This window comes from Bradyrhizobium sp. OK095, from assembly GCF_900109945.1.
Lineage (GTDB): Bacteria > Pseudomonadota > Alphaproteobacteria > Rhizobiales > Xanthobacteraceae > Bradyrhizobium.
On record NZ_FOBX01000001.1, the window covers coordinates 96,971 to 112,419 of the forward strand.

Annotated in this window: 12 protein-coding genes; 5 read left to right on the forward strand and 7 right to left on the reverse strand. The window is 61.0% G+C overall.

Translation table 11 applies throughout. The features are described from left to right. Positions 1-39: 39 nt before the first annotated feature. Positions 40-1,392, reverse strand: a complete 1,353-nt coding sequence (locus tag BMW89_RS00435) for a malonyl-CoA decarboxylase (protein ID WP_092023273.1) — start codon at positions 1,390-1,392, stop codon at positions 40-42. 706 nt (positions 1,393-2,098) lie between these two features. Here BMW89_RS00435 and BMW89_RS00445 point away from each other — a divergent pair. Beyond that, complete coding sequence (locus BMW89_RS00445) at positions 2,099-3,265, forward strand: sensor histidine kinase (RefSeq protein ID WP_092021560.1); 1,167 nt, start codon at positions 2,099-2,101, stop codon at positions 3,263-3,265. Positions 3,266-3,504: 239 nt separating this feature from the next. Here BMW89_RS00445 and BMW89_RS00450 read toward each other — a convergent pair whose 3' ends face one another. From BMW89_RS00450 to BMW89_RS00475, 5 genes are all read right to left on the reverse strand, one after another. Continuing rightward, positions 3,505-4,806 carry a glycoside hydrolase family 130 protein gene (locus BMW89_RS00450; RefSeq protein ID WP_092021562.1) on the reverse strand — a complete coding sequence of 434 codons (1,302 nt, stop codon included), beginning with the start codon at positions 4,804-4,806 and terminating at the stop codon, positions 3,505-3,507. Between the two features lie 47 nt (positions 4,807-4,853). After that, positions 4,854-7,175: a glycosyltransferase family 4 protein gene (locus tag BMW89_RS00455; RefSeq protein ID WP_092021564.1), complete on the reverse strand. Its 2,322-nt coding sequence runs from the start codon at positions 7,173-7,175 to the stop codon at positions 4,854-4,856. After that, positions 7,163-8,080 (reverse strand): class I mannose-6-phosphate isomerase, encoded by a 918-nt coding sequence (locus BMW89_RS00460; RefSeq protein ID WP_092021566.1) that lies wholly within the window; start codon positions 8,078-8,080, stop codon positions 7,163-7,165. The genes BMW89_RS00455 and BMW89_RS00460 overlap by 13 nt, the downstream gene beginning before the upstream one ends. Positions 8,081-8,355: 275 nt before the next feature. Beyond that, on the reverse strand, positions 8,356-9,249 hold the full coding sequence (locus BMW89_RS00465; RefSeq protein WP_092023275.1) for a transglutaminase family protein: 894 nt from the start codon (positions 9,247-9,249) through the stop codon (positions 8,356-8,358). A 363-nt stretch (positions 9,250-9,612) separates the two neighbouring features. Continuing rightward, entirely contained in the window at positions 9,613-10,494 is an 882-nt protein-coding gene (locus BMW89_RS00475) for an adenylate/guanylate cyclase domain-containing protein (protein ID WP_092021570.1), read from the reverse strand. Positions 10,495-10,860: 366 nt separating this feature from the next. On the opposite strand from BMW89_RS00475, the gene BMW89_RS00480 reads away from it, so the two are divergent. Genes BMW89_RS00480 through BMW89_RS00490 form a run of 3 tightly spaced genes read left to right on the forward strand, consistent with a single transcriptional unit; the run spans position 10,861 to position 13,199 of the window. Next, entirely contained in the window at positions 10,861-11,586 is a 726-nt protein-coding gene (locus BMW89_RS00480) for an HXXEE domain-containing protein (RefSeq protein ID WP_092021572.1), read from the forward strand. Between the two features lie 31 nt (positions 11,587-11,617). After that, on the forward strand, positions 11,618-12,559 hold the full coding sequence (locus tag BMW89_RS00485; protein WP_092021574.1) for an SDR family NAD(P)-dependent oxidoreductase: 942 nt from the start codon (positions 11,618-11,620) through the stop codon (positions 12,557-12,559). A gap of 31 nt (positions 12,560-12,590) precedes the next feature. Then, positions 12,591-13,199, forward strand: coding sequence for an HXXEE domain-containing protein (locus BMW89_RS00490; protein WP_092021576.1), 609 nt, complete (start codon positions 12,591-12,593; stop codon positions 13,197-13,199). Between the two features lie 137 nt (positions 13,200-13,336). Here BMW89_RS00490 and BMW89_RS00495 read toward each other — a convergent pair whose 3' ends face one another. After that, the gene (locus BMW89_RS00495) at positions 13,337-14,137 is read right to left on the reverse strand and encodes an AraC family transcriptional regulator (RefSeq protein ID WP_177195749.1); all 801 of its coding nucleotides are present in this window, start codon (positions 14,135-14,137) and stop codon (positions 13,337-13,339) included. 59 nt (positions 14,138-14,196) lie between these two features. Between BMW89_RS00495 and BMW89_RS00500 the strand changes: the two genes are divergently transcribed. Continuing rightward, positions 14,197-15,369: an MFS transporter gene (locus BMW89_RS00500; protein ID WP_092021580.1), complete on the forward strand. Its 1,173-nt coding sequence runs from the start codon at positions 14,197-14,199 to the stop codon at positions 15,367-15,369. Positions 15,370-15,449: the final 80 nt, after the last annotated feature.

Below are 15,449 nucleotides of genomic sequence, written 5' to 3' on the forward strand. Positions count from 1 at the left end.
GCTACGCTCGCAATGAGGACGTGGTGGGAGTTGTCTTCCCTAAGACAGCCGCATATCCAGTAGCCGCCGTCCTTCGCCCTTCAGCAGCTTCTTCACCGCGCTCGACGCCACGACCTCGCCGTCATTGGCGTAGGCTTCGTGGTTCTTCTCGATGTCGTCGAGGCGGTAGAGGTAGTTGACCATGACGCCGGCGGACTCGCGGACGCCCTTCGGCGAGAGATCGCCGAGCCAGTTGATACGCTCGAGCCTCGCGCCGTTGCCGAGATGGAAACGGGCGACGGAGTCGATCAGCTTGCCCTTCGGCGTGCGCGCCTTGAGGAAGTAGTGCGCCGCGAGCGGCTCGATCACGCCGCGCAGCAGCGTGGTCGTCTCGGGATTCTCGAACCACTTTGAATCGTCGAGGCGCTTGAGCACCTCGCGGTCCTCGTCCGTCAGCGGCAAATCCTTGTCCTGCTTGATCCATGGCATGAAGCCCGGCACCGGCGACAGCGTCACGAACGTATCGAGCTTCGGCGTTTCGCGGCGCAGCTCCTCGACCACCTGCTTGATCAGGAAGCTGCCGAAGGAAATGCCGCCCAGCCCGCGCTGCGTGTTGGAGATCGAATAGAACACGGCGGTGCGCGCCTTCTCGATCGGAAGGTACTGGCGATCGACCGCAAGCAGCGGCGCGATCGCGCCCGGGATGGTCTCGGTCAGCGCGACCTCGACGAAAATCAACGGCTCATCGACCATCGCCGGATGGAAGAAGGCGTAGCAGCGGCGGTCGACCGGATCGATGCGGCGGCGCAGATCGTCCCAGTCGGAGATCTCATGCACGGCTTCGTAGCGGATGATCTTTTCGAGGATGTTGGCCGGGGTCGACCAGTCAATCCGGCGCAGCACGAGAAACCCCCTGTTGAACCACGACGAGAGAAGATGGGAGACGTCGCGGTCGAGCGCGGCGAGATCGGTGTGTCCGTTCATCATGTCGAGCAGGTCGGCGCGCATGCTGACGAGATCGCCGGTGCCGCCCGGCGCGCGGTTGAGCCGGCGGATCAGCTCCTGCCGCCGCGGTTCCGAGGCGAAATGCAGCGAGCTCGCATCCTCGTCGCTGGGCTTGGCGCGCCATTTTTCAATCGCCCTGGACAGGCGCTCCCGGTCCGGGCCGAAATCGCGCACCAATCCTTCGAAGAAAGCGCGGCGTCCTGCCGCATCCAACTCCTGGTAGATGTCGAGCACCTCGCGCGCCAGGGCGGTGCCGGACGCTTCGCCGCGGCCCGACAGCAGCGCGCCGCAGAGCTCGATCAGCCCGTCGGCGTCCTGTTTGGTATCCGATCCGTCGCCGCGGCGAAGCAGCGTGCGGCCGCGCTCGGAGATGGTGGCGAGCAGGTCGGAGAAGAAGGCGTTCGCCATCGGGGCCTTTCGAAACATGGTTGTGCGGTGCGGGAAGCTTACACAAAATTTAGGCGGAAGCCGATCACAATCAAGCAGGTGAATTCCGCATCTTTAGCCGTGCCATGTGTTACTCGAAACACTGTCATGCCCCACGAGGGCGAGGCGTTCGGTACGCCGCAGTGCCCGCCTCCGACAGCGACCTCGGTCTTTGGCCCAAGGGCGGCATGGCGTGGCAGTAATGGCCGCTCAAATATAAGTTGTGAGGCGGGAACAATCCATCATTTTGGTTGTTGTCATGTGTCCCCAAGCGTAGCGGGATCGGCGACCAGCCAAAGTAAACAACCTCAAATGATCAAATCTCTCACGGCCTTCGCGGTATTGGCGGTGTTGGGCGCAGCGGTGATGGCGATACCCGGTTTTGCGCCTCAAGCGAACGCGGACGAAGCGGTTGCCCTGGCGAAGGCGGACCGGCTTCCCATTCGCCTTATCGGCGGAAACTGCTCAAGCCAGATTTGGCCGCGCCTCGAGGCATCCTGCCTGCACAATGTCCGGTCAGGGATGCCGGTGCCAGAAGCTCGCCAGATATCGCAGCGCGGATAAGGCGTTTCGCGCGAACGTCCAAAGCTGCTTTGCGCCTCCGACAGGCGCGGGGCGTGGTCTAGCCTGACGCCACTGAGCAATTGGCGTGGGCCATCATTTTTGGCTCCTTTCCAGGAGCGCCCTTATGTCATCGGAATTAACCGGTTCTCCAGCCAACGTCCTCGTCGTCGAAGATGAGATGGTCCTGCGCATGCGCGCGGTGGACATCGTGGAGGATGCAGGATTCACCGCTGTCGAAGCCGTCAATGCCGACGAGGCGATTTCCATTCTCGAAACACGCTCGGATATCTCGTTGCTGTTTACCGATATCCAGATGCCAGGCAGCATGGACGGCCTGAAACTTGCCCACGCAGTCCACGACCGCTGGCCGGCCATCAAGATCATTCTGGTTTCCGGCCAGGTGAACCCATCGGAAGCCGAAAGGCCAACGGACAGCCGTTTCTTCGGAAAGCCGCTGGGCGTCGAGGAAATGACTGCCCAACTGCAAGTGATGATTGGTGCGGGGGCATTAAAGATCGTCCCGAACACGGCGATGGCGGCTGCGGACGAGACGCCTCACCCCTCAGCGCATGAGGCGGTTTTGTCGGCTGAGAACGACAGCCTCCGGTTATTGCTGGAACAAGCTGGAATAGATGCCAAAACCTTGCTTGCACAAGCCGGCATAGACGCCAAGGAGCGCGAGGCAGCCGACAAGCTGCAGAAGCTTATCCTTGGCGAACTGCATCATCGCGTCAAGAACACCCTTGCCACGGTGAGCGCAATCGCATCGCAAAGTTTCCGGGCCGCGACGAGTGTCGAGCACGGACAAAAGGCCATGGAGGGCCGATTGATCGCGTTGGGACGCGCCCACGATCTGCTCATGCAGGTCAGCTGGGCGAATGCGAGTCTCACGCACACCTTAAGCGCGGCAACCGATCCCTACGACAGTAACGGCGGCAGGCGGTTTCATTTCAACGGGCCTGACGTTCGAATTACCTCCGGTGCCGTCATTGCGCTGGCGATGACCTTCAATGAACTGTGCACCAACACCACAAAATTCGGCGCTCTTTCCAAGCCGGCAGGCCGCGTAGAGGTTGCATGGACGATTGACGAGATGAAGCAGCGCCTTCGGCTGACCTGGACCGAAAGCGGCGGTCCCGTGGTCGAGGTGCCGACACGACGAAGTTTCGGTACCCGGATGATGGAATCTCTCGGACAGCAGCTGAGTGGCCAGGTTCATCTCGCTTATGAGCCATCCGGGTTCGTCTATCTGTTGGATGTACCGCTCAACTCAGTCATCGCGGCTGTGTGATGCGCCAAAATGGTCCCCATCACAGCGCAGCAAGGAGTAAACCGTTGCTCATCGATGACAGAAAGCCATTTTCCTGCATGGATCAGTTCGATCGCCTCGCCGAGAGTGAGCCCATGAAAGACGGCTGGATCGAGAAGCTGGGTGTCCGTCTATTGGCACTCATGAATCGCGCAGCCCGCAGATTGTAGTTCGCCAGTTCAGATTCTGCTCGTTTTCACGGAAATATATCAACGAACCAATTATCGGTCCATGGCGTTCATCAGGCTGGCGATGTTGATCGTCGCGAAATTGGAGAATGTATCCGAGACGGCATAAGGGAAGATGATCTTGTCGTGATGCCGCAATGCGCCGCAGGTGTAGACGACGTTGGGGACATATCCCTCGCGTTCGGACGGATCGGGCCGAAGCAAGGGCTCACGCAGGCGCGCAAGCACTTTCGAGGGATCGTTCTTGTCCAGCAACGCTGCCCCGATCGAATATTTTCGAACCGGCCCGACACCGTGGGTTAGCAATAGCCAGCCCTCATCCAGTTCGATCGGCGATCCGCAATTGCCGATCTGCACGAACTCCCACGGGAATTCGGGTTTCAGAATCGCCTGGCCGCCATCGTCCCATGTGTGGAGATCGTCGGAATAGATGAGATAGAGATTTTCATTGTCTTGCCGGGCGATCATGGCATATCGGCCGCCGATTTTCTTCGGAAACAGCGCCATGCCCTTGTTGCGCGCGGCGCTGCCCTTCAGGGTGGACAGCCTGAAGGACACGAAATCGGACGTCTCGATCAGCTCCGACCTGATCGCCCTGCCGCTATAGGCGGTGAAGGTCGCGTAGTAGATCTGCCGTTCGCCATCGCTGAACTGCACGAAGCGCGCATCCTCGATGCCATTGGACTGAGATGCGGTAATGGGAAAGATGACCCGTTCGCTGATATCTTCGCCGCTTTGGAAGGCGACCTCGACATCCTCTCCGGCTGCTCCCTGCGTCTGCGCGAGAACGGTAGGGCTCGAGGCCAGGCGCGTCGTCGGATCGACGCTCACCGTTCCGTCTGCCGCGACCATTCCGGACCGAAAGGTCAGCGACGAGATGTGGCCTTCGCCGACGGCACGAAGGCTCAGGATGAAGCGTAACCCACCGGGAGGCGCGCCGGACTGATCGGGATGCGCTACGATACTGGGGTTGAACAAGGCGGACGCTTCGAACGAATATTCGTTGAGAAAATAGGCGCCGACCAATTGGCGTTGCGCTTGCGTGAACGAGGCGTGGACGGCGAACGCATCTTCCATTTCGTCGGCGCGTGCCTCGAACGCCCGCAGTAAATTGCGGTGCCGGCCGAGGAAATTCTCAAGAACATCGTCGAGTTGGTGGGCTGCCGCATCGGCATCGAGTGCCAGAACCCGATCGACGATGTGGTTCGCGCGGGTCTTGTCCGTGGGGTTGAGATCGCGCGGCTCGGTCGCCGGCTTGAAGGGGCGCACGATGACCCGTGTTGGATCGGGCCGCAAATAAAGCGCCTGACGATTCAGGAATGGAGATTGCGACAAAGCGTCCTCGGATTGTTTTCAAGGGGAGGGAAAGAGATCAAAGGCCGTCAAGCAACCAGCGGCGCGGGCTGCACGCGGCTTTCACTGAGGCGGGCGAGTTGCCTGATTTCGCAGAGGCCGAGCAGATACGACACGACCGATTCCCCGCCGCGGTTCTCATTCGGACGGTCCGGATGCAGGCCGTCCCGGCAACTCCCGGTTTCCAGATCGACCAGGGACGTCGAAAGGTCGTTGCTGCCGAGGAACCATGCGAACACGCGCGCGGCTTCGGCCTTCCACTCGACATCATGGTCGGCACGCCATGCCGCGAGACAGGCGGCGATGGTGGCCGCAGCCTCGAGCGGCTGTTGATCGAACGGCCTCGGCTTCCGGCGCGTCTCGCCAAAACCTGCGGTGCCGACGGGCCGGAATTGACCGCTCGCGGCAGTCTGCTGTTTCACCAGCCAGCGCAGCGATTTCAAGCCGGCGTCCAGATAGACGGCACTCTTGGTCGCCATACCCTTGGTCGCCATATCCTTGGTCGCCATATCCTTGGTCGCAATGCCGGTCAGGATGAGGGCTTGCGACAAACGGGCGTTATCGTAGGCAAGGCCTTGTTCGAACCAGGTCCAGTCCTGCGTCTCGACCGCATTGAAGATCGCGATCAATCGATCCGCCAGGCGAAGCCGGAGATCCGCAGCGTCCGCATCGCCGGGGACGGCGGCACAATAGCCGTCGAGTCCGAGCAGGACGAAAGCCCAGGCACGCGGCGAGCGAAAGACTTCCACATTCCGCGCAGCCTCGGCGAACAGCGCCGCAGCCCATTTCCGCCGTGACAGGCTCGCGTCGGTCAATGCGCACACGCCGAGAGCCCATAAGGTCCGGCCGTGGCTGTCTTCCGAGCCGCTATCCTCAAGCCAGCAGCGGTTAAAGCCCATGAAATTGCGAAACCGCTTTGTGTCGGGATTCCAGGCGTGCTGGACAAAGCCGGCAAACCGCGCCGTCAATACCTCCGGCAATCGCTCCTCGCCGGGAATGTTGAGCGCGCAGGCCAGCAGCAGCGCGCGAGCGTTATCGTCGACACAATAGCCATGGGAGCGATCGGGCACGCAATGTACGGCGTGTTGGAACAATCCGGTGTCGTCGCACATCGACAGGAAATGACCGATGCGCATTTCCGGTGGCGCGCGGCTATCGCGCAGCAGCGTGCTGGTGTCCGAGCGCGCGATTGCCTTTAGACGATGCCTGCGACCGGCATGATCGAACGTCGACACGTAACGTTCGGCCGTCCGCTCCCACGTCATGGGACGACTGCTCGAATAGGCGCGCTTGCGCATCGCCTGCCGCAACACCGCATTGGTCAGCAGCTTCGCGATTTCATGGCCAATGGCCGCGGCGTCTCCAAACGGAACCAGGATGCCGCGGCCGTCGGCCAGCAATTCGCGCGCGTGCCAGTACGGTGTGGAGACGACCGCCTTTCCCAAGCCAAAACTGTAGGCCAGCGTGCCCGAGGTCATCTGGGCTTCGTTGAGATACGGCGTAACATAGACATCGCACATCGAAATGAAATCGAGCAGCGTCGGCTGGTCGACGAACTGGTCAAGGAATACGACGTGCTTGTCGATGCCGAGCTTTCGAACACGCGCCACGAGGCTGTCGCGATAGGCCTCGCCCTGGTCGCGTATCAGGTTCGGATGGGTCGCGCCGAGCACGACATAGACCGCATCCGGACGGCTTCTCAGGATCGCGGGCATGGCGTCGATCATGACTTCGATGCCCTTGTTGTGCGACAGAAGGCCGAAGGTCAGAATGACCGCCCGGTCGCTGAAACCTCGCCTGGCTTTGGCCTCGTCCGGTTCAACGAACGCAAATTCCGGAATTCCGTGCGCGATGACCTCGATCTTTTCGTCGGCCACCTGATAGACGGTTCGGAGCAACTCGCGGCCCTTTTCGGCCATCACCACGATCTTGGACGATATCTCGGAAATCCGGACGATGACTTCGCGTTGCACCTTCGTCGGCTCGGCAAGCACGGTATGCAGCGTGGTCACGACCGGCATATTCAGGCGCGACAGCAGGGCCAGGATGTGACTGCCGGCGTCGCCGCCGAAAATGCCGAATTCATGCTGAAGAGAAACAACCTCGAACCGGCCGTCGTTCAAGAACTCTGCCGCACGAATATAGTCCTCCGGCTGATCGTCGTTGATCTGAAATCCAACCGTAGAAGGATAGTCATAGACCTGGCCGTGGTCGGTCATCGCGACGACGACCGTCTCCAGATCAGGCCGCGAGGCAGCGACAGCGTGCTGAAGATCCGTCGTGAAGGTCGCTATGCCGCACCGGCGAGGCAGCGAATTGCCGATGAATGCGACCCGATTTAGCGCGACCACGTTTGCACCTCCTGCGTTTTCGGCCGGGGATGCCCGGGCATGTCTGGGTATTGCTCGACGAGTGCAACCGAATCTGCGTGTGGGCCGGGATAGGCGAGGAGTGCCCTCAAGCCTTCGGGGCCGACCTCGATCCTAAGCTGATCTGCCTCGAGAAAGACGGCCTGACCGGCGGACATTGTCGCTGCCGCCATCTGGCCTTGTCCTTTGATCAAGACGATCCACGCCTCATTTTGGGCGTCGAGCGTCCAGACCGAGCCGGCGGCAAGATCGATTTGTTCAAGGAAAAAATGGGCACTGGTGACGAGGGCCGTTCGCGTCTCATTTAGTCTTCGCGAAGGCGATTGACGCGGTGCCGGCGCCGCCTTTGCAGCGGCAACGGCATTTTCGAGATGCAGCTCACGCTGCCGTCCGTAGTCGAAAAGGCGGAACGTGGCGTCGCTGTGCTGCTGGATTTCGGCAAGAACGATCCCCGCGCCGATCGCATGAATAGTGCCGGCGGGAACGAAAATAGCATCACCGCAGCGAACCGGACGCCACTGGACAAGGTCGACGATCGAGCCATCGGAAATGGCGGTTCGCAGCTCCGTCGACGAGAGCGAACGCTTCAATCCGATCGCAACCCGCGCATCAGGCACAGCCGAAAGAATGTACCACGCCTCGGTCTTGCCATTGGCCAGGCCGATCGATCGGGCGAAAATATCGTCGGGATGAACCTGAATGGACAGCGGCTCGGTCGTGAAGAGCAGCTTGAGCAGCAGCACACTCTCCGGAGACGTCGTGTCCGCGCGCCGAAACCATAATTCGCCGATCGGATCGTCACTGGCTGCGATGTCGCTCCAGGGAAGCAAGTTGCGGCTTCCCCACGGCTTGCGTCGGGCCTCTACAATGGCGCGCTCGATCGACACTCGTTCTCCCTGGCCTCTGCGGCGCAAGCCGTGCCATTCGCGATTCAACCGACGCTCTCTCTTCGATAAGAGAGCGGTGCGGTCTTGGTTTGGTGATGTGGTTGCGCTAGTGGCGTTCGGCGCCGGCAGCGTTTTACGGCGACCCGGATGGCTGCTCAGTTCCGCAAGCCAATTCTGCGAAGAATGACGCCCGGATTGGCATCATCGTTCGACGGGCGACGAAATCGTCACCGACTGTGCGCTCTTTCCGCTTGGATAGATATGACTATCTTCGGTCATGCCGTCGACGGTTCGGCATGTTCTGATGATGAGGTGACCGATACCGCGACATCCATGCTCAGAAAGCTGTCACTGCTGCCAAAGAAGCTCCCTGATACCGGCGTGCACTGGCTGATATCGCGCGCGACCGCAACGGGGATCAGATTGCTGCCTCCGACGCTGCGGTTGGTCGGGTCGAAGGTGATCCAGCCCGCTCCGGGGACAAAAACCTCTGCCCATGCGTGGGTCGAGCCCGCTTCGGCCGAACCCAGCCGGTCGTGGTTCGGATCGTGCAGATAACCCGACACGATGCGCGTACCGAAGCCGAGCTTGCGGGCAGCTTCCGCGAACAACACCGCGAAGTCGCGGCACGAGCCCCAGCCACGGTCGAGCGTCTCGTTGGGCGATTGGGTGCCCTCGACTTCGCGGCTCTGATACTGGATGCGCTGCGCGACACCTGCATTCAGGTCCTTGAGCAGCGAAAGCGTATCGGTCGGACTGCCGCGGACGAAACCTCTTGCCCATTTTTGCAGCCGGTCGGCTGGATCAGGATATTGCGCGATCGTCAGTGCTCCCAAGTCGGTCCATTCGTCGGCGGAATAGCGAAATGGGTAGGAGATAGCCGACGCAGCGATGGCGAAAATGGGCCAATCAGCCGTGTCGAGCGATATATTCACCACGCTGTCGATAACGAGCATATCGGTCATGGTCGTGAAATTAGCCACAGCGACTGCATTACCGAAGACGTCATGTGCCCATTCCGGCACCGCTGCCGGCGTTATCGTCAAGTTCTGCGATGCGAGACGAAGTTCGCGACTTTCGCGTGGACGAAGCATCAAGCGGTGTGGTGAAAGGCTCACCAATCCGCGGAAACGATAGGTCGTTTTATGTTGAATCCGAAGCGTAACCAACAGGAGCTCCAACGTTCCACCCGACAAGCCGTTCGAGACAGACTATGCGATCCCGGCGCACGGCGCACTTGTAACTGCGGATCTCAGGCTCATATTGCTGGTATGGCCAAATCCCCAGTTCGCCTGCTCGACGTCGCCGTGTCGCAATCCGGTCAGGGACGTTGGAAGTGGAACGTTTCGGACGGCGCAACAGAGATTGCGTCGGGGTTTGAAATTACGCGGGAGGCCGCTCAAATTCAGGGCGATTCTGCCCTGTTCGCGCTGCTGTCCATCAACCGGCAATAACATCAACCGGCAATAACAACGGCTCGGTGTAGCTATCGCCTGGCTCGGTGCCAGCCTTCAAAGACCCCGTGCGTCGTCTCAGTCTCGCCCCGTTCGGCGCTCCCCGTTGCTGTCCGACGCAGGCCTGTGCCCGAGCGCAGTCCGCAGGATGGCACCGAAGAGCAACGCCGCGACTGGCCAGTGGAACCAGATCTTGTGCATGCCCGTGAAGACATTGATCAGAATCAGAAAGCCCGAGACCGTGAGGGCCGCAGCAACCGGCCGCGGCAGGTTCGCCAGCCAACCCGAGACGAAGTGCATCCAGGTAGATGGCTCGTGCCTGGCCTGACTCCGTAGAGCGTCAGTTTCCGAGGCTGCGACTGCTTCCCCGTGGGTCGCGCGGTTCGTGTCGACCGCGAAGCTCCGTCCTTGGGTGGCTGGGCCGCCCACGGTCACGCGATAGCTGGTCACGGGGGCGACGTTCTTCATAGGGCGCTGGCCGAGACAGTCGAAGCCGACAGATAATTTGTTGCGCACCTGATCGTAGACTGAAGCGGAAATCACGACGCCGCCGGGTTCGGCAAGTTCTTGCAGGCGAGCCGCGATATTGACCCCGTCGCCATAGATGTCGGTCCCGTCCACCATCACATCCCCAAGATTGATGCCGATGCGAAACCGCATCGGGGGCGCGTTGAGCGGGTTCGAATCCTGGTTGGAAACTTCCTGCTGAATCTCGACCGCACATTGCACCGCTTCGACGACGCTGGCGAACTCGGCGATCACGGCATCGCCCCAGGTATTCACGATCCGGCCGTCATGGCGCTCCACCAATCCTGCAATGGCAGCGCGGTAGCGACGCAGCGCCTCCAGCGTGCTCGTCTCGTCGGCTTCCATGAGACGAGAGTAACCGTACGCATCAGCGCACAGGACGGTGGTCAGCCGTCGTTTCACCTTGTTGTCGGTCGTCTTGTCGTCGGTCATGGTCCATATGGTAGCCTCCCTGACCGGCAAATGCATCAGGCATCGCGCCTGGCGCCACGGTGGTTTGACGTCCGGTCGTTGTTTCCGGAAACCGTCATCAGCGTGCAGCGAATTGCGGTGAGCCAAGTGCCGGAAAACGATTGTAGCGTGAGGCCGCCGTTCCACCTGCCGAAGAGCGCGCGCGCCGGCCAACACGGTGTCGGCTGTCGGTGACGATCCGGAAGCTAATCGGCGCTTGCCCCGATCTCTGCTTTTGACCCATTCCGGACATCGGTTGATATAGGTCAACGAGGACCAACTCGGCATAGGGGCGATTTGGCAACCTCAAGCTTGTAGTGTGGCATCAACTTCTTCAGTGTATTTCGTATGAAACCGACGCATTGGACCTGGCTCGATCTTGCTTGGCCGTGGATTGGCCTTTGCGCAGCCGCCATCCTGCTTTTTCTTCTATTCGCTACCGACAGGCTTCGAACGAAAGCCTGCGCGTCGCGATGGCATGATCCGGGCTGGCTGTCGTGGCTGGCTCCGGCCACCTATATGATCCATCAGCTCGAGGAATATGGGATCGACGCGCTGGGTGTCAGATTTGCCTTTCCCGATCTGCTCTGCACCTCCGTGGGAATGCCGCCCTATCCGGGATGCTCGTTGCCGGAAGCACTTTTCATCTCAATCAACATCCCGGCAATTTGGATCGCGGGCTTGATCTGCGCTCTTCTCAGCAGACGGCACCCTTTTGTCGGGTTGGGCCTCTATGCCATCCACTTCACCAACAGTCTTTCGCATTTGGGCGTTGCAGTCAGGAGCGGCTCTTACAATCCGGGAGCGCTGACCGCCGCTCTAATCCTGCTGCCTGTCTCTCTTTGGGTCGCACATGCTTGTTTTGTTCGAGGCAGCATGCGCCCGCGCGGAATAGCAATCCTTATCCTTGCGGGGACATTGCTTAGCGTCATCCTGCTCGGGAGCGTCAACTTGTTCGCCAAGGGCTATCTTTCGGCGACCGCGCTCCTGATCATTCAGATCCTCAATCCGCTTTGCGTCATCCTGATGCCGTGGTTCTTTGAAAAGAGCGTGCTCCGGCCGAGCGTCAACTGAAGTATCTATCGTGGAAGCAAGGAGTCTCGTTATGGCGACGCAAACTGTTTCGATTCCCGAAGCTCAGTCGTTCGACAGCCTTCTATCGCTCAAGGGCCGTTGCGCAGTGGTCACCGGCGGAAGCCGCGGTTTAGGTGAGGCGATCGTCCGGCGCCTGGCGCAGGCTGGCGCGTCGGTCGTGCTCACCGGGCGTGGGATCGCGGCGCTCCAGCGGGTCGAGGCGGTGGTCAACGAGACCGGAGGGCAAGCGCTCGGCGTGCAGGCCGATCTGGTAAATCTGAAAGACTCCCAAAGGGTGATCGACCAAGCAGTCGAGCGGTTCGGGCACGTGGATATCCTGGTTAACAACGCTGCCGTCTTTCCAATGAGCCTGTTCATCGAGATAAGCGAACAGACGTGGGACGAAACGGTCGATACCGATCTCAAGGGCGCGTTCTTCCTCGCCCAGTTCGCCGCCAAGGCGATGATTGCGAGAGGAAATGGCGGTCGCATCATCAATTTGCTGTCCACCGACGCGTTGAAGCCCACCGGCGTTCTGGCGGCCTACGGCGCGGCCAAGCTCGGGTTGTGGTCCGCCACGCAGGCCATGGCAAAGGAACTGGCTGAGCATCAGATCCTCGTCAACGCTGTCACGCCCGGCGCCACGATGACCGAAGACCGTCTCGACAAGTTGAAGAACGGCACGTTTGGTGCCGGCGAGATACCGAGCGAGGCGGTCTTGACGCGCAAGAAAATGCAGAAATTTTTCAAAGCCGGGGCGTTCGTGCACATGCTTGCCTCATGGCTGCCGGAGAAGATGGAAGAGGGCGTGAAGGATTTCGCGATCGGGCAACTGATGTCCACAATGATGCCCCTGGGACGTACCGGTTATCCGGACGACATCGCCAAGGCGGTGTTATTCCTCGCGTCCGATATGGCGAGCTACATCAGCGGCACCAATATCGTCGTCGATGGCGGGCAGACGTTGAAATAGTTCAAGCCACGCCGTATTCTAAGGACGTGGCATGACCGAATTCCTCTTGGGAAACGTGCTCAATCTTCTGGGCGTGGCATCCGTTGCGACGCTGATCTATGTGCTCGCCAACTGGCGCCGGCTGCCGGTTCTCCAGCGCCTGGTCGGGTTGCAGTTCTTCTTCGTATTCCTGCACATCATGGAAGAGCAGCGCTTCCCCGGCGGTTTCCTGGAGATGCTTCAGGCGAAGCTCAACTTCACTGCAACCGATCCACATTTCGGCGACCTCGTGTTGTCGGCCGCCGTGGTCGTGATGTTCGTTCCGGCGCTTCTCTTTCCCCGCCGCACCTTCCTGGCAATGGTGCCGATGGTTCTCGGCATTTTCGAGTTGGTCGCGCATACAGCGGGCATCTGGATGTTCGACCGTACGACCCCCTATACGCCCGGTCTCGCGACCGCGGCCGGTCTGCTGTTTCCCACCGGGGCTTACTCGATCTACTACGCGGTGACGAACAGACTGATGCGTCCGAGAGATTGGCTTTTCGTCCTTCTCTACATGCTGTTCATCGTGGGAGTCGGCCAGCAGATCGTCGTTCGATCGAGCGGCATGAGCTATTTCGAGTTCCTAGCGAACGTGCGCAGGTCGCTATTCGGTCGTTAAGCAGATGTCGCCTACTGGGCCCTTAGCGGAACTGCAAGTCGTTGCCACTGACGTCCGCTTTCGGGGGACGCGGACATGGCCCGTCTTAACCGAAGCCGCATCTGACATGTTGCGAACATTGTCGGCGCGCAATAGCGCTACACTTTCCCCGCAAACTCCGTCGGTGTCCGCCCCGTCACCTGCCGAAACGCCGCCGAGAACGCCGGCACGCTGGCATAGCCGAGCTGGGTCGCGAGCTGCTTCACCGACACGTTCGCATCGGTCGACAATCGCCGGATCGCCGCTGCGATCCGCGCGCGCTGGCACCAGCTCTTGAAGCTCAATTGCGTTTCCGTCGAAAACAGCCGCGACAGCGTGCGCGCGGAGGTCCCGACCTCGCGCGCCAGCGTGTCGATGTCGTGCAGGCCGGTGGGATCGTCGAGCACGATCATCGCTGCGCGCCGGCAGCGCGGCTCGTGCGGCAGTGGCACGAAGGTTGCGGAGTCCTCGGCCTGGTGCAATTCCAGCATCACCAGGCGCACCAGCAGCTCGGTGCGTTCTTCGGTGTTGCGGGCATCGAACAGCGCCAGGATCGCCTGGTTGAGCAGCGGCGATACCCGCACCACGAATTCCCTGGTCAGTCCCTCATAGCGCTTTTCGCGCTTGAGCCAAGACAGGTCGAAATACAGCGTGCGCATCTCGATGTCGGCGAGGAGGTCGATGGCATGCTCCAGCCCGGCCGGGACCCAGACCGCGCGGTCCGGCGGCACCAGCCAGCGTCCCCCGGGCGTCGTCACCTGCATGGTGCCCTTGGCCGCATAGACCAGCTGCGCCTCGCGGTGCAGGTGCGGGTCGAGCCGCATGCCCTTGGGATAGTCACGCGCGACCAGGTGCACGCCCGCGGGGGAGCGATGGTTGCTCCGGACCTCCCGGAGGATTGGCGTTTCCAAGACAGTCATTGGCAGCATCCCGTAATGCGCCCGACATATAACTCATTTCGGAGCAGGAGAGGATTCCTATGAACAGCCCCAGCCGGGTCATCAGTTTCGTCAACGCAGGCCATTTCATCGACCATTATGCGATGCTGATTTTTGCCGCCGCGGTGATCATCATGGGGCCGGCGCTCGGCATGGCCTATTCGGAACTTCTGCCTTACGCGACGCCGGGATTCGTTGCCTTCGGTGCCGGCTCGCTGATCACCGGCTGGCTCGGGGACCGCTGGAGCCGCCGCCACATGATGCTGATCTTCTTCGTCGGCATCGGTCTCTCCATGATCTCGGTCGGCTTCGTCCAGACCCCGGCCCAGCTCGGCGCGGCGCTGTTCGCGATTGGCATCTTCGCCTCGATCTACCACCCCGTCGGCACTGCGATGATCGTGTCCTATGCCGATAGTCTCGGCCGCGCGATGGGCATCAACGGCGTCTGGGGCAATCTCGGCGTTGCCTCCTCCGCGCTGGTCACCGGCGTGATCGGGCAATATTTCGGTTGGCGTTTCGCTTTCATCGTCCCCGGCATCGTCACCATCCTGATCGGCATCGCTTTCGCGATGATGGTCGTGCATGAGGACCGCAAGGGCTCGAAGCAGGCGGCGGCGCAAGCGCGGGTGGCGAAGAAAGACATGTGGCGCGTGATCCTGTCGCTGCTGATCGTCGTGATCGCGATCTCGACAACCTTCAATGCCGTCACCGTGGCGCTGCCAAAGCTGTTCGCCGAGCGGCTCGCCGATCTCACCAAGAGCCCGGCGCTGCTCGGCGTAATCGCGGCCTGCGTCTACGTGTTTGGCGCGATGACGCAGTACACGATCGGGCGGCTGCTCGACCGCTACTCACTGAAGACAGTGGCGCTGCCGCTGTCCTTCATGCTGGCGCCGTTCCTCTATCTGGCGGCGAGCCTGTCCAATCTGCCGCTGATACTTGTGTCGATCGGCATCGTCATGGGCGCGTTCGGGCAGGTCACGGTGAACGACGCCATGGTCGGCAAATACACCAGCGAGGAATGGCGCTCGCGCGCCTATGCGGTGCGCTACTTCATAGGCTTCACCGCGGCCGGCGCCTCGGTCGGCCTGGTCGCCTGGCTCTACGAGCAAGGCGGTTTTGTCACCATGCTGCACGCCTTCGCCGCGCTCTGCCTGCTCGCAATCGCCGCCGCGATCATCCTGCCCCGCGAGATCCGGACGCCGGCGGCGGTTTGAGTTTTCGTGTCCCGGACAAGCTGCAACGCGCGAGCGTTGCGGCGCAGAGCCGGGACCCAGAGGGCCAAGAATTCCCGCGT

Coding starts and splice junctions, on each gene's coding strand:
- BMW89_RS00495 (WP_177195749.1), bottom strand. CDS start 14,137: ATGACTGTCTTGGAAACGCCAATCCTCCGGGAGGTCCGGAGCAACCAT.
- BMW89_RS00500 (WP_092021580.1), top strand. CDS start 14,197: ATGAACAGCCCCAGCCGGGTCATCAGTTTCGTCAACGCAGGCCATTTC.
- BMW89_RS00485 (WP_092021574.1), top strand. CDS start 11,618: ATGGCGACGCAAACTGTTTCGATTCCCGAAGCTCAGTCGTTCGACAGC.
- BMW89_RS00445 (WP_092021560.1), top strand. CDS start 2,099: ATGTCATCGGAATTAACCGGTTCTCCAGCCAACGTCCTCGTCGTCGAA.
- BMW89_RS00490 (WP_092021576.1), top strand. CDS start 12,591: ATGACCGAATTCCTCTTGGGAAACGTGCTCAATCTTCTGGGCGTGGCA.
- BMW89_RS00435 (WP_092023273.1), bottom strand. CDS start 1,392: ATGGCGAACGCCTTCTTCTCCGACCTGCTCGCCACCATCTCCGAGCGC.
- BMW89_RS00475 (WP_092021570.1), bottom strand. CDS start 10,494: ATGACCGACGACAAGACGACCGACAACAAGGTGAAACGACGGCTGACC.
- BMW89_RS00480 (WP_092021572.1), top strand. CDS start 10,861: ATGAAACCGACGCATTGGACCTGGCTCGATCTTGCTTGGCCGTGGATT.